This is a genomic window from Paracoccus sp. PAR01 (assembly GCF_014851995.1).
Classification (GTDB): domain Bacteria; phylum Pseudomonadota; class Alphaproteobacteria; order Rhodobacterales; family Rhodobacteraceae; genus Paracoccus; species Paracoccus litorisediminis.
In genome coordinates this window covers 163,004-176,196 of record NZ_JACVAW010000003.1, presented here as the reverse complement: position 1 = coordinate 176,196, position 13,193 = coordinate 163,004, and the positions used below count along the sequence as shown (strand labels likewise).

The window sequence follows — 13,193 nt, the reverse complement described above, 5'->3', positions numbered from 1 at the left end:
CTCCGAACATGCTTCTGCACCAAAGCGGACTGACGGTGGCGCAGCACCGCAACCGTGGCGAAACCGGATCAGCGGTCGTAGCTAAGGTCCTAACTCATCAAACATTCTTGGATTAAATCTGTGACGTGCTAGCCTTTTTTGTCTTTCCGTAAAACAGGTGAGCATAATGAGTCTTAGATCATTACTGACACTGGCCGTGTCGGCCGCAGTGGCATTCGCCATTCCGGCCTATGCGCAGGACGCGAAGAAGCCCAATATTCTCGTGATTTGGGGTGACGATGTCGGAATGTGGAACCTCTCGGCCTATCACCGGGGGATGATGGGCGGCACGACCCCGAATATCGACCGCATCGCCAATGAGGGGATGCTGTTCATGGACCATTACGCCCAACCCTCCTGCACGGCAGGGCGGGCGTCCTTTATCACCGGCCAGTATCCGATCCGCGTCGGCCTTGCCACGGTCGGCCTTCCCGGCGCCGAGCAGGGCATGAACGCCGCTGACCCGACTTTGGCGGAACTGTTGAAACCGCTGGGCTATGCCACCGGCCAATTCGGCAAGAACCACCTTGGCGACCGCGACGAGCATCTGCCCACCGCGCATGGCTTCGATGAGTTTTTCGGCATCCTCTATCACCTGAATGCGGGCGAATATTACGAGGAATACGACTATCCCAAAGACCCGGCAGCGCTTGGTCTGGCCGAGGAACGCGGGATCATCCATTCCTGGGCTCAGGCCGATGGCACCCAGAAAATCGAAGACAAAGGCCCTTTCGGTGCCGAACGCCAGAAGACGCTTGATTCCGATTTCCTAGCGGAATCCAAGCGCTTCATCACGGATGCGGTCAAGGCCGACAAGCCGTTCTTCGTCTGGCACAATACGATCCGGACGCACCTGCACACCCATCTGTCCGAGAAGTATTTGGGCAAAAGCGGTTACGGCCCCTATGCCGATGGCGTCATGGAGATGGACGACACCGTCGGCGAGTTGCTCAAGCTGCTCGACGACCTGGGCGTCGCGGACAATACCATGGTGATGTTCTCGACCGATAACGGCGCATATTCCGTGGCATGGCCGGATGGTGGCAACCACCCGTTCCGCGGCGAAAAGGGCGTCGGCGGCTATGAGGGCGGCTTCCGGGTACCGATGATGGTCAAATGGCCGGGCGTCATTCCTGCAGGTCGCACGACTGGCGAATTCATGACCATGGAGGACTGGATTCCCACGATCATGTCGCAGCTGGGCCAACCCGACGTGAAAGAAAAGCTGCTCACCAGCTATACGGCCGGCAACAAGACCTTCGAGAAGATCCATCTCGACGGCTATGATCAGACACCGCTGATCACCGCCACCGGCCCGAGTAACCGCAAGGAATTCCCTTACTTCACCGAAACCACGCTTCAGGGCGTTCGCTATGGCGATTACAAGCTGCTGTTCAAGTCTCAGGACGGCTGGTTCGGCGGAACACGGCAGGACTTCGTCATCCCGCTGCTGATCAACCTCAAGCTGGACCCGTTCGAGCGTTTCACCCAGTCGCGCGGTTATGAGACCTGGCTTGAGGATCGCTCGTGGATGTTCAACCCGCTGATGCAGGTGGTCGCGGGGCTGGTCAAATCGCTGCAGGAATATCCGCCGCGCATGGCCAGCTTCGAATTCGACATCGACGAAACGATGAAAGCGATTTCTGCTGGCGGAAAGTGACGCTTGAAGGAAGAACCCCCGGCCTAAGCGGGCTGGGGGATTTTTATTGCCAACTGCTGTGTGGCCCAAACGTCAGAGGGCCGTGCCGATCACATCAGTGCAGGGACGGCACAGATGGGCTGCGCATTCGCTGCGATACCCGAGAATGTCGGCAATGGGCTCGAAGCGGCAGGCACGCGATGCTGACATTGATGCACCGAAAGTCATGCGGCAGTTCTGGCTGACGTGGTCACAGGAGACCAGCCACTCGCGTATGTGCTTTGAGCATCTCGGTTCTGCAGTCTGGAAGCATGCGTCCACATCGTTCCGCCACATTTCAATGCCGGGGTATCTCAGCTACGGTTCGATCAGCATTGAGCAGGGGGAAAACATGATTGACCAGCTGGCCCGCAACAGCGCTGCTTCCGATGGCGGACACCCCGAAGGCGGGTTTGCGGCGCTCGTGCCCGAGCTTTCCGTCACCGACCTCGACCGGAGCCTTGCCTTCTGGTGTGACCTCCTGGGATTTCAGGTCGCCTATTCGAGGAAAGAGGCTGGCTTTGCCTATCTCCAGCGTGGTGCGATTCAGATCATGTTGTGCCGCGCAAACGGCGAATGGGAGACTGCGGAGCTGCAAGTCCCATTCGGTCGCGGGATCAATTTTCAGATGCAGGTCGATAGTCTCGACCCTCTCGTCGAAAGCCTGACCCGCGCCGGGTGGAAGCTTTACCGCCCGGTCGAGGAAAAGCGCTACCGTGCCGGAGAAAACTGGTCGATCTGCAGAGAATTCCTCGTCCAGGATCCAGATGGCTATCTGCTGAGATTCGCAGCAGACGAATGAACGATCCCATCGGAGTGCGGCGCTTTGGGAGTGATCAACTGAAGGTCGAATGCCCGCAATGGGCCATGAGCCGTCGCTCGCAACCTCCTGCTTCCCCCTCCGCCCATCCAACTCCACTCGCCGCACCGCCGAGGCCGCGCGTTACGCGCCCAGAACCTCGTCCTTCAGTCGCCGCAGGTCGCCCCAGCGCGGGCGGGGGTAGTCCAAATATTCCTCGACCCGGCGCTTCATGTAATCCATCGTCTCGGCGCGCTGGATCATCCCGGCCAGCCGGGCATGCATTCAGATCGACAGCACCCTGTTCAGCCGAGGCTGCCAGTCCTCACTGATCGAGCGAATGAACCGCACGATCTCCTCGTCCAGCTGGAACGTCACGCAGGTATTTTTCGACTGACCCTTGTCGCGGACGATCTCATGCCATTCCTCGGGGATGCGCAGATCGGCCATCAGCCGCTGATGCAGGTCCCATTCCGGCATGCGCATGGCATCCGCCATGTAGTGGTAATTCACCCGGCGCTGTTCATCCGCCTTGCTGGCCATTGCCCGCTCCGCGCCCAAAACTCGGCAACAATTGCGCAGCACGGGGGAATGCGACGCGCGCTGCCTGGTATGTAGGACACGCTGCGCGGGCGGTTCGGGGGAGGGGAAAGGGCGCGGGTGTCTCCGGCCCGCGCCCTCCCTCACCTCTCCTCCGCACCCCACCACAAGCACGAAGAAGTGGGTGTTCCTGGATGTCCGTCCCGGCTGATTCCGGGCAAATCGCCATTGCGGTTGCAGAACGTGCTGCGCCTGCATCATCGCACAAATCGGGGCCTAGCGCTGCCGAATATTATCAAATGCATGATGTAAAATGGAATAATTTCGACCTGCCTGATTCGTCATGTCAAATTTCTCCATACCAGTATCAGGATTAGCCGTTGCCTGACGCGGCCTGCCCGTTTATCGCAGCGCAAAAAGGGGCAGAACCATGAGCTTCAACACTTTCGGCCGCGTCTTCACCTTCACCACCTGGGGCGAAAGCCACGGGCCAGCGCTTGGCGCGACGGTCGACGGCTGCCCCCCCGGCGTCCCATTGGATGAGGCATTCATCCAGCAATTCCTGGACCGCCGCCGCCCCGGCACTTCGAAATTCACCACTCAGCGGCAGGAGCCGGATCAGGTCCGCATCCTGTCCGGCGTCTTTGAAGGCAAGACCACCGGCACGCCGATCCAGCTGATGATCGAGAATACCGACCAGCGCAGTAAGGATTATGGTGAGATCGCCCAAGCCTTCCGCCCCGGTCACGCCGATATCGCCTATCACCTGAAATACGGCATCCGCGACTATCGCGGTGGCGGGCGTTCCAGTGCGCGGGAAACCGCGGCGCGGGTCGCCGCGGGCGGCGTGGCGCAGGCGGTGCTGGGCGAGCTGGCTCCCGGTCTGAAGATCACCGGCTACATGATCCAGATGGGTAACCTGCATCTGGACCGTGCGAATTTTGACGCCGAGGAAATCGGCAACAACCCCTTCTTCCTGCCCGACGCATCGGCCGTTCCGGCATGGGAGGATTATCTCAATGCCATCCGCAAGGACCAGAACAGCGTCGGCGCGGCGATCGAGGTGCTGATCCAGAATTGCCCTGCGGGTCTGGGCGCGCCGGTCTATGCCAAGCTCGATACCGATCTGGCTGCTGCGATGATGTCGATCAACGCGGTGAAGGGCGTCGAGATCGGCGAGGGCATGGCCGCCGCTGCCCTGACCGGGACCGAGAACGCCGACGAAATCCGCATGGGCAATGACGGGCCGCGTTTCCTGTCGAACCATGCCGGCGGGATTCTGGGGGGCATCTCGACCGGGCAGGACATTGTCGTCCGCTTTTCGGTCAAGCCAACCAGCTCGATCCTGACGCCGCGCCAGACCATCAACCAGAAGGGCGAGGAAATCGAGCTGATCACCAAGGGCCGCCACGACCCTTGCGTCGGCATCCGCGCCGTTCCCATTGCCGAGGCCATGGCCGCCTGCGTGGTGCTGGACCATCTGCTGCTGGACCGCGCCCAGACCGGCGGCCAGCGGGGGCGGATCGGCTAGGGGTTTTTCCACAGCTTTCTTGCCGTCGGGACGTTTTCGGCGGTATTGTCACATGGCTGTCATAGTTCCTTTGCATAAGCGTCGCACCACGACACTAGGGATCGCGCAGGCCGATCCCGGCCACAGGAAATGTTCAGGAGTGATCCTATGAAATCCGCGAAACTCGCCGTGTCGGCCCTTGCCATGATCGCCGCTTCGGCGACAGTCGCCACTGCGCGCGACCAGATCCAGGTCGCCGGTTCCTCGACCGTGCTGCCCTATGCCACGATCGTTGCCGAAGCCTTTGGAGAGAACACCGACTTCCCGACCCCGGTCGTGGAATCGGGCGGTTCCTCGGCCGGCCTGAAGAAATTCTGCGAAGGCGTCGGTGAAAACACCATCGACATCGCCAACTCGTCGCGTCCGATCAAATCCTCGGAAGTCGAGGCCTGCAAGGCCGCCGGCGTCAGCGACATCATGGAAGTCCGCATCGGCTATGACGGGATCGTCTTTGCCAGCGACATCGCCGGGAATGATTTCCAGTTCACCGCCTCGGACTGGTTCAACGCGCTGTCGGCTCAGGTCGTCAAGGACGGCCAGCTTGTCGCCAACCCCTACACCAAATGGAGCGAGATCCGCGCCGACCTGCCGGATCAGGACATCCTGGCCTTCGTTCCGGGCACCAAGCACGGTACCCGCGAAGTTTTCGAAGAAAAAGTGATCCACGCCGGCTGCAAGGAATCGGGCGCCGAGGAAGCTTTCAAGACCGCGCTGGCTGACGAGAAAGCCGCCGCCAAGGCCTGCGCCACGCTGCGCACCGACGGCAAATCGGTCGATATCGACGGCGACTACACCGAGACCCTGGCCCGCATCCAGTCGGCCAAGAACGGCATCGGCGTCTTTGGCCTGTCCTTCTACGAAAACAACACCGACAAGCTGAAGGTCGGCACGTTCGGTGGCGTCGTCCCCTCGACCGAGACCATCGCCAAGGGCGAATACCCGGTTTCGCGCCCGCTGTTCTTCTATGTGAAGAAAGCCCACCTGACCGAAATCCAGGGCCTGAAAGAGTTCGTCGAATTCTTCGTCTCGGATGAACTGGCTGGCCCGGAAGGCCCGCTGGCCGCCTATGGCCTGGTTTCGGACCCGGAACTGGCCGCGACCCAGGGCGCCGTCGCCAATGAGACGACCCTGACCAACTGACCCCTTCGGCGCGGGGGCCGACCCCGCGCCGCTTCCCTTCCTTCCCTCCCCAATCCGAGGCTCACATGCCTGCATCCTGGACCTTGCTGATCGTCCTGGCCCTGGCAGCCGCTGGATTTCTCATCGGCCGCTCGCGTGTTCTCGCGGCGGTCGGTGGCGATTCCCGCAAGCTGCATTCGCGCACCGGCTATTATGGCTGGAACATCGCGCTGTTTACCGCTGTACCTGCCCTGTTCCTGATCGCGATCTGGCTTTTTGCGCAACCGGATGTGAACCGCATGGTTCTGGCCGGGGTCTCGTTGGTTCTGGCGGGGGCAGGGCTCTTCCTGTCGCTTGGCCGCACCGCGCCTGACTTCCGCGCCCGCAACGCCGTCGAGGCGTTCGTTCGCGGTCTGCTGATCCTGTGCTCCAGCATCGCAATCCTGACCACGGCGGGCATTGTCCTGTCGATGCTGTTCGAGACCGGGCATTTCTTTACCCAATACCCCTGGAAAGAATTCTTCTTTGGTACGACCTGGTCGCCCCGCTTCGGCGGTGGTTCGCAACTGGGGATGCTGCCGCTGCTTTGGGGCACGCTGTATATCTCGATGATCGCGCTGGCGGTCTCGATCCCGATCGGGCTGTTCGCCGCGATCTACATGTCGGAATATGCCTCGCCGCGGATGCGCAGCGTGGCCAAACCCCTGATCGAGGTTCTGGCCGGCATCCCGACCATCGTCTATGGCCTGTTCGCCCTGATCACCGTCGGCCCCTTGCTGCGCGACTATTTCGCCCAGCCGCTGGGCCTTGGCACCTCGGGCTCATCCGTGATGACCGCGGGTCTGGTCATGGGCATCATGCTGATCCCCTTTGTCAGCTCGCTGTCCGATGACATCATCAACGCCGTTCCGCAGTCCTTGCGCGACGGCGCGCTTGGCCTTGGCTCGACCAAGTCCGAAACCGTGCGCAAGGTCGTCCTGCCCGCAGCCCTGCCGGGCATTGTCGGTGCGATCCTGCTGGCCGCCAGCCGCGCCATTGGCGAGACGATGATCGTGGTGCTTGGCGCGGGTGCAGCCGCCAAGATGGGCCTGAACCCGTTCGAGGCGATGACCACCATCACCGTCAAGATCGTCAGCCAGCTGACCGGCGACACCGATTTCTCGGCACCCGAAACGCTGGTCGCCTTTGCGCTTGGCCTGACGCTGTTCGTCCTGACGCTGGGCCTGAACGTGCTCGCCCTTTACGTCGTGCGCAAATACCGGGAGCAATACGAATGACCGACGCAACCAACCCGGCCGCCCCGGTCGAGCGCCCCTCGCTGCTGGTCCCCGACGCGCGCACCGCCAAGCGCAATGCCGCCGAGGCCCGTTTCCGCGCCTATGGCCTGAGCGCCATCATCATCTCGCTTCTGGCGCTGGTCGTCCTGCTGTTCACCATCTTCGCCGGTGGGGCAGGCGCCTTCCGCCAGACCTTCCTGCATGTGCCGGTGACGCTGGACGCGGCGCAGCTGGACAAGAAGGGCAATGGTGACATCGAGGACATCAAGAAGGTGATGACCCTGACCTATGGCAAGCTTCTGGACCAGTCGGTGCAGGATCTGATCGCCAAGCAGGGTATCACCATCGAGGGCCTGACCGACAAAGACGTGGCGAACCTCGTCTCGAAGGAAGCATCGGCGCAGCTGCGCAACATGGTGCTGGCCGATCCTTCGGTCATCGGCCAGACCGTCGATGCCCGTGTTCTGGTGAATGGCCGCGTCGATGGCTACTTCAAAGGCCGCGTGACCATGGAATCGGCGGCGCGCGACAGCAATACCTCGCCCGCGCAGCTGCAACTGGCCGAGACGCTGAAGGACAAGGGTCTGCTGGCCAAGGAATGGAACTGGGCCTTCCTGACCAATCCTGACGCCTCTGACCAACGCCCCGAGGCGGCTGGCGTGGGCGTGGCCATCCTTGGCTCGCTTTACATGATGCTGGTCGTGCTGTTCCTGGCCGTACCGATCGGCGTGGCGGCGGCGATCTATCTTGAGGAATTCGCGCCCAAGAACCGGCTGACCGACATTATCGAGGTGAATATCTCGAACCTTGCGGCCGTGCCGTCGATCGTCTTCGGTATCCTTGGCCTTGCCGCCTTCATCAACTTCGCCCATCTGCCGCAATCCGCGCCGATCGTCGGCGGTCTGGTGCTGGTGCTGATGACGCTGCCGCGCATCATCATCCCGGCGCGTGCGGCGCTCAAGGCCGTGCCGCCCTCGATCCGCGATGCGGCGCTGGGGGTGGGTGCGTCCAAGATGCAGTCGGTGTTCCACCATGTTCTGCCGCTGGCGACGCCCGGCATCCTGACCGGGGTCATCCTTGGTCTGGCGCAGGCCTTGGGCGAAACCGCGCCGCTGCTGCTGATCGGCATGGTGGCCTTCGTCAAGAATTTCCCCTCGGCCCCGCCTGCGGGCCTGTTCGATCCCGCCTCGGCCTTGCCGGTTCAGGTCTATAACTGGACCCAGCGCGCCGATCCCGCCTTCATGGAACGTGCCTCGGGGGCGATCATCGTCCTTCTTGTGTTCCTACTGTGCATGAACCTTTTTGCCGTCTTCCTGCGCCGCAAGTTCGAGCGCCGGTGGTAAATCCAGAAAGGAATTACCAATATGAACGATATGAGAATCCTGGAGCGCGCCGTGAGCCAGACGGACATCAAGATTTCCGCCCGCAAGGTGCAGGTTTATTACGGCGAGAAACACGCCCTCAAGGATGTCGATGTCGACATTCAGGACAAGACCGTGACCGCCTTCATCGGACCCTCGGGCTGCGGGAAGTCGACTTTCCTGCGCTGCCTGAACCGCATGAACGACACGATCGACAGCTGCCGGGTCGAGGGCCGCATCGCCCTTGACGGCGAAGACATCTACGACAAGCGCGTGGACCCGGTGCAGCTGCGCGCCCGCGTCGGCATGGTGTTCCAAAAGCCGAACCCCTTCCCGAAGTCGATCTATGACAACGTGGCTTACGGCCCGCGCATCCACGGTCTGGCCCGCAACCGCACCGAACTTGACGAGATCGTCGAGAAGTCGCTGCGCGGCGCCGCCCTGTGGAATGAGGTCAAGGACCGTCTGGCCGAACCCGGCACCGGCCTTTCCGGCGGCCAGCAGCAGCGTCTGTGCATCGCCCGCGCCGTCGCCACTCAGCCCGAAGTGCTGCTGATGGACGAGCCCTGCTCGGCGCTGGACCCCATCGCCACCAGCCAGGTCGAGGATCTGATCGACCAGCTGCGTTCGGAATTCTCGGTGGTGATCGTCACCCACTCGATGCAGCAGGCCGCGCGCGTCAGCCAGAAGACCGCCTTCTTCCATCTGGGGAATCTGGTGGAGTTCGGCAATACGGATGACATTTTCACCCGTCCGCACGACCCGCGCACGGAAAGCTACATTTCCGGCCGCATCGGCTGATCCGGTCCCGAAAGGAATTTCCATGACCACCGAACGTCATATCATGTCCGCTTTCGACCGCGATCTGGAAACCGTCCAGGCGCTGGTCGTCAAGATGGGCGGGATGGTCGAAAGCGCCATCCACGATGCCGCCATCGCGCTGGAAACCCGCGACGAGGAACTGGCCGAGGATGTCCGCCGCCGCGACAAGGCCGTGGATGAACTTGAGCACCAGATCAACGAGGAAGCCGCCCGCCTGATCGCGCTGCGTGCCCCTCGCGCGACCGACCTGCGCATGGCGCTGACCGTCATCAAGATCTCGGCCATTCTGGAACGCGTCGGCGATTACGCCAAGAACATCGCCAAGCGCAGCCATGTGTTGGTCCATATGCCCGCCGTCGAAAGCTCGGGCATGGCGCTGCGGCGGATGTCGCAGACCGTCGAGGGCATGATGAAGGATGCGCTGGACGCCTATATCCAGCGCGACGCCGCCTTGGCCGCCGATGTGCGCAAGCGCGATCTGGAAGTCGACCAGATGTACAACGCGCTGTTCCGCGAATTCCTGACCTACATGATGGAAGACCCGCGCAACATCACCGCCTGCATGCATCTGCATTTCATCGCCAAGAACATCGAGCGCATGGGCGACCACGCCACTGGCATCGCCGAGCAGGTGATCTATCTGGCGACCGGCGAACTGCCCGAGGATGCCCGCCCGAAAAGCGACAGCGTCACCCGCGCGACCCTGAACGAAGGCGAGGACTGACATCATGGCGCAGACCCAACCCTGCGTGCTGGTCGTCGAGGACGAGGGCGCGCAGCGTGAAGTTCTGAAATACAACCTCGAAGCCGAAGGGTTCTCGGTCGTCATGGCCGAAAACGGTGATGAGGCCATGCTGCTGGTCGCCGAGGAACAGCCCGATCTGATCGTGCTGGACTGGATGCTGCCCAATGTCAGCGGCATCGAGGTCTGCCGCCGCGTCAAGGCCGACCCCGCCACCCGCCAGATCCCGATCATCATGCTGTCCGCCCGCTCCGAGGAAGTGGACCGCGTACGGGGCTTGGAGACCGGGGCCGACGACTATGTCGTGAAGCCTTATTCCGTGGTCGAGCTGATGGCGCGTCTGCGCACCCAGCTGCGCCGCACCCGTCCCGCGACGATGGGCGAACGGTTGTCGTTTGCCGATATCATCCTTGATGCGGGCGAACATCGGGTCTTTCGCGGTGGGCAGACCCTGCATCTGGGGCCGACCGAGTTCCGTCTGCTGTCCACCCTGATGGAAAAGCCGGGCCGCGTCTGGACGCGTGAGCAGCTTCTGGACCGGGTCTGGGGTCGCGACATCTATGTCGATACCCGCACCATCGACGTGCATGTCGGCCGTTTGCGCAAGGCGCTGATGGTGAATGGCGGCGACAACCCCGTTCGCACGGTGCGCGGCACTGGCTACTCGCTGGGCTGATCGCGACCGTATCTGACGAAAAAACCGCGGGGTCGCCCCCGCGGTTTTGCATTTTCAGCTGCCGCTTTGTTCCAGCAGGTCGGTGATCCGGCGCACGCCGACGCGGCGGTTTTCGCGCTGCGGCCCGTCGCTGGGCACCAGCAGGAAATCCTCGCCATAGCCCTGCACGACCATGTTTTCCGGGGGAACCTGGAAATATTCGGTCAAGGCAAGGGCCAGCGATTCCGCGCGGCGATCCGACAGCGCCAGGTTCGACGCCTTCGATCCGACGGCATCGGTATAGCCTTCGATCATGAACATCTCGTTCGGGTTCTGGGCGATGGCATCGGTGATGACCTTGCCCAGCGTCGAGAGCTGTTCCGCCTGGCTTGAGGCCAGCGCCGCCGAGCCGGTATCATAGGTGATCTGCGGCACGTTCACCGGGGCGACAAGCGCGCGCACCTCGGGAATGTCGCGGATCTGACCCAGCGTGAAGCGACGGTCGGCTGCGGATTCTTGCAGCAGCGCGGTGCGCAACTCGTCCTCCTGCAGCGGGCGGTCATAATATTCGACCGGCTTCGGCTTCGGCAGGGTCGAGACGCGGACCGGCTGCGCCGCCGTATCGTTGATCAGCGGCACCTGCGTTCCGTCCCGACGGATCAGCGTCCGGCGCAGGATATTGGCATTGGCGTCGCGGATGGTGACGACGCGGCTGCCATCCTCGCGCAGCACGGTGGTGCGGGTCGAGCCGTCCTGGAAGGTCTCGGTCTGCACGTTCGAGCCGGGCTGATACAGCAGCGCATTGTCGTCACGCACGATCTGCTGGCTGCCGTCCGGCATGGTCATGACCACGCGGTCGCCGGTGTTCAGCGCGACCTGCCGCCCGTCCAGCATCTTGCCAACGGCCATGCCCGCAGCACCCGCCAGCAGCAGCGCGCCCACGGTTTTCAGCGTGTCATTGTCGTCGTCGTCATTATCGCGCGCTTCATCGCGATCACGGTTGCGGTCGCGCTCGCGGTCCCATTGATCGTCCCGACGATCCAGCTGGTCGTCCCGACGATCCAGCGCGCGTTCGCGGCGGTCGGCGCGGGTCTCATCCTCGCGCAGTTCCCGTTCGCGGCGTTCCAGATTGCGGCGCAGGTCGTCGCTGTCGCGATTGTCGCCATCCTGAATCCGGGTCCGGAAATCCTGATCCGAGCGGCGGGCGTTGTCGCGCGTCACCCGGCGTTCCGAAACCTCGCCCTTGCCATCGCCGACCAGAGCGGCGGCGGCGGTCGGGGCTTTCTTTTCAGCGGCGCGGCGGGTCACGTCATTGTCGCGATGGCGTGCCTCGGGGGCCTGAACGCGGGCCTCGCCGTCGCCGCGATCCAGACGACGCTTGAGCTCGTCCGAGGTCAGCTTCTCGCGCGGCTTGCCATCGTCGTCGCGACGGGCCTGTTCCGGCTCGGGGCGGCGGTCGCGCTGGTCGTCATCGACGCGAGGGCGGTCGCGGCGCGGCTGGTCGTCCTTCTGCTTGTCAGCCTCCATCGCGCGGCGCAGTTCCTCGATATTGGCCGGGCGCTTGTCATGGTCCTTGCGCTTTTCGCCTTCGCGCTGGGGCTCATCCTGCGCACGGTCACGCTGGGCGTCGCGGGCAGGCTCGGCCGGCGTCGCCGGTCGGGCGCCCCCCTCCGGGTTTTCCGAGGCCGGAACCGCAGGAATAGCCGGGGTGGCGCGACGATCGGGATTGTCGTCGTTCGCTTCACGACGCGGGCGCTGCTCGCCATCCTCGCGGCGGTCACGGTCGCCGTCGCGATCGTCAGCATTGCGGCGCGGTTCCGGGTCCGCGGCGCGGTCCTCGCGGTTCTGGCGCGGCTTCGGCTGATCCTCATCGGCCTGTTTCTGACGCGACTCGGGCTCAGCCTCATGCTTGGGCTTGCGGGGCGCGTCGTCCTGCACCTCCTGCTGGCGGGGCTTCTGACGCTCGCCCTCGGGCTGGCGGCCCTCTGGTTCGGCCTGCTGCTTGGGTTTGCGCGGCGCATCATCATCCTGCGCCTGCTGCTGCCGGGGCTTCTGGCGGGCCTGCTCGGGCTGCTCGTCGCGGCGCGCCTCGGGTTCCGCCTGGTGCTTGGGCTTGCGCGGCGCGTCGTCGTCCTGCGCCTGATGCTTGCGCTGCTGCTTGGGCTGGTGCTCTTCGGCCTGATCCGCGGGGCGCTCACGGCGTGGCTTTTCCTCGCGCGGGCGCTGCTCGTCGGGCTTTTCGTCGCGGTTGGCGGCCTGCTGCTTTTGCTTCTGCTCGTGTTGGCGGCGCTGCTTTTCCTGTTGTTTCTCCTGCTGTTCTTTCTGCTGCTGCAGCTTCTTCTGTTGCAGGATGATCTGTTCTTGATTTTGCGGATCAGCCTGAGCCACAGCAAGCTGCGGCAGGACCAGCGAGATGCTGGTCACGATGGCTGTTGTTGTCTTCAATATGCGACGCATTTCGGTTCCTTTTCCGATGGACGCGTAAAGCCGGTCGCACCATAACCGACCCACGGATGCCCGGTTCATGAACAAGCTTGTGACCGCCAAGTGAGCAAGCTGCATTCCGCCGAGCAGGGAAAAACCGGCAAAGA

General features: G+C 63.0%; 13 protein-coding genes. 10 read left to right on the top strand and 3 right to left on the bottom strand.

Annotated elements, in window-relative coordinates; genetic code table 11:
- The first annotated feature begins 166 nt into the window (after positions 1 to 166).
- On the top strand, positions 167 to 1,699 hold the full coding sequence (locus IB235_RS08345; RefSeq protein WP_192336351.1) for an arylsulfatase: 1,533 nt from the start codon (positions 167 to 169) through the stop codon (positions 1,697 to 1,699).
- 154 nt (positions 1,700 to 1,853) lie between these two features.
- Entirely contained in the window at positions 1,854 to 2,519 is a 666-nt protein-coding gene (locus IB235_RS08340; RefSeq protein WP_225612117.1) for a VOC family protein, read from the top strand.
- 141 nt (positions 2,520 to 2,660) lie between these two features.
- Here IB235_RS08340 and IB235_RS08335 read toward each other — a convergent pair whose 3' ends face one another.
- Positions 2,661 to 2,801: a hypothetical protein gene (locus IB235_RS08335; protein WP_192336350.1), complete on the bottom strand. Its 141-nt coding sequence runs from the start codon at positions 2,799 to 2,801 to the stop codon at positions 2,661 to 2,663.
- Positions 2,802 to 3,059: a BrnA antitoxin family protein gene (locus tag IB235_RS08330; RefSeq protein ID WP_192336349.1), complete on the bottom strand. Its 258-nt coding sequence runs from the start codon at positions 3,057 to 3,059 to the stop codon at positions 2,802 to 2,804.
- Positions 3,060 to 3,486: 427 nt separating this feature from the next.
- On the opposite strand from IB235_RS08330, the gene aroC reads away from it, so the two are divergent.
- The 7 genes from aroC (at position 3,487) to phoB (ending at position 10,623) form a co-directional block, all read left to right on the top strand.
- A complete protein-coding gene (aroC, locus tag IB235_RS08325) occupies positions 3,487 to 4,587 on the top strand; it encodes a chorismate synthase (protein WP_155039646.1) in 1,101 nt (366 codons plus the stop codon).
- A gap of 147 nt (positions 4,588 to 4,734) precedes the next feature.
- Positions 4,735 to 5,766, top strand: a complete 1,032-nt coding sequence (locus tag IB235_RS08320) for a substrate-binding domain-containing protein (protein WP_155039645.1) — start codon at positions 4,735 to 4,737, stop codon at positions 5,764 to 5,766.
- 65 nt (positions 5,767 to 5,831) lie between these two features.
- Positions 5,832 to 7,022, top strand: a complete 1,191-nt coding sequence (gene pstC, locus IB235_RS08315) for a phosphate ABC transporter permease subunit PstC (protein WP_155039644.1) — start codon at positions 5,832 to 5,834, stop codon at positions 7,020 to 7,022.
- On the top strand, positions 7,019 to 8,365 hold the full coding sequence (gene pstA / locus IB235_RS08310) for a phosphate ABC transporter permease PstA (protein ID WP_155039643.1): 1,347 nt from the start codon (positions 7,019 to 7,021) through the stop codon (positions 8,363 to 8,365). The genes pstC and pstA overlap by 4 nt, the downstream gene beginning before the upstream one ends.
- A gap of 21 nt (positions 8,366 to 8,386) precedes the next feature.
- Positions 8,387 to 9,184 (top strand): phosphate ABC transporter ATP-binding protein PstB, encoded by a 798-nt coding sequence (pstB, locus tag IB235_RS08305; protein ID WP_155039642.1) that lies wholly within the window; start codon positions 8,387 to 8,389, stop codon positions 9,182 to 9,184.
- A gap of 22 nt (positions 9,185 to 9,206) precedes the next feature.
- The gene (gene phoU, locus IB235_RS08300) at positions 9,207 to 9,929 is read left to right on the top strand and encodes a phosphate signaling complex protein PhoU (protein ID WP_155039641.1); all 723 of its coding nucleotides are present in this window, start codon (positions 9,207 to 9,209) and stop codon (positions 9,927 to 9,929) included.
- 4 nt (positions 9,930 to 9,933) lie between these two features.
- Positions 9,934 to 10,623: a phosphate regulon transcriptional regulator PhoB gene (gene phoB / locus IB235_RS08295; protein WP_155039640.1), complete on the top strand. Its 690-nt coding sequence runs from the start codon at positions 9,934 to 9,936 to the stop codon at positions 10,621 to 10,623.
- A gap of 54 nt (positions 10,624 to 10,677) precedes the next feature.
- On the opposite strand, the gene IB235_RS25820 is transcribed toward phoB, so the two are convergent.
- Entirely contained in the window at positions 10,678 to 12,540 is a 1,863-nt protein-coding gene (locus tag IB235_RS25820; protein WP_370576853.1) for an OmpA family protein, read from the bottom strand.
- On the opposite strand from IB235_RS25820, the gene IB235_RS25050 reads away from it, so the two are divergent.
- Positions 12,508 to 13,104: a hypothetical protein gene (locus IB235_RS25050; RefSeq protein WP_225612116.1), complete on the top strand. Its 597-nt coding sequence runs from the start codon at positions 12,508 to 12,510 to the stop codon at positions 13,102 to 13,104. The two genes, IB235_RS25820 and IB235_RS25050, sit on opposite strands and share 33 nt — an antisense overlap.
- Positions 13,105 to 13,193: the final 89 nt, after the last annotated feature.

Bases quoted from the DNA above. Each gene is read 5' to 3' on its own strand.
- IB235_RS08345 (WP_192336351.1), top strand. From the start codon at position 167: ATGAGTCTTAGATCATTACTGACACTGGCCGTGTCGGCCGCAGTGGCA.
- IB235_RS08340 (WP_225612117.1), top strand. From the start codon at position 1,854: ATGGGCTCGAAGCGGCAGGCACGCGATGCTGACATTGATGCACCGAAA.
- IB235_RS08335 (WP_192336350.1), bottom strand. From the start codon at position 2,801: ATGCATGCCCGGCTGGCCGGGATGATCCAGCGCGCCGAGACGATGGAT.
- IB235_RS08330 (WP_192336349.1), bottom strand. From the start codon at position 3,059: ATGGCCAGCAAGGCGGATGAACAGCGCCGGGTGAATTACCACTACATG.
- aroC (WP_155039646.1), top strand. From the start codon at position 3,487: ATGAGCTTCAACACTTTCGGCCGCGTCTTCACCTTCACCACCTGGGGC.
- IB235_RS08320 (WP_155039645.1), top strand. From the start codon at position 4,735: ATGAAATCCGCGAAACTCGCCGTGTCGGCCCTTGCCATGATCGCCGCT.
- pstC (WP_155039644.1), top strand. From the start codon at position 5,832: ATGCCTGCATCCTGGACCTTGCTGATCGTCCTGGCCCTGGCAGCCGCT.
- pstA (WP_155039643.1), top strand. From the start codon at position 7,019: ATGACCGACGCAACCAACCCGGCCGCCCCGGTCGAGCGCCCCTCGCTG.
- pstB (WP_155039642.1), top strand. From the start codon at position 8,387: ATGAACGATATGAGAATCCTGGAGCGCGCCGTGAGCCAGACGGACATC.
- phoU (WP_155039641.1), top strand. From the start codon at position 9,207: ATGACCACCGAACGTCATATCATGTCCGCTTTCGACCGCGATCTGGAA.
- phoB (WP_155039640.1), top strand. From the start codon at position 9,934: ATGGCGCAGACCCAACCCTGCGTGCTGGTCGTCGAGGACGAGGGCGCG.
- IB235_RS25050 (WP_225612116.1), top strand. From the start codon at position 12,508: ATGCTTGGGCTTGCGGGGCGCGTCGTCCTGCACCTCCTGCTGGCGGGG.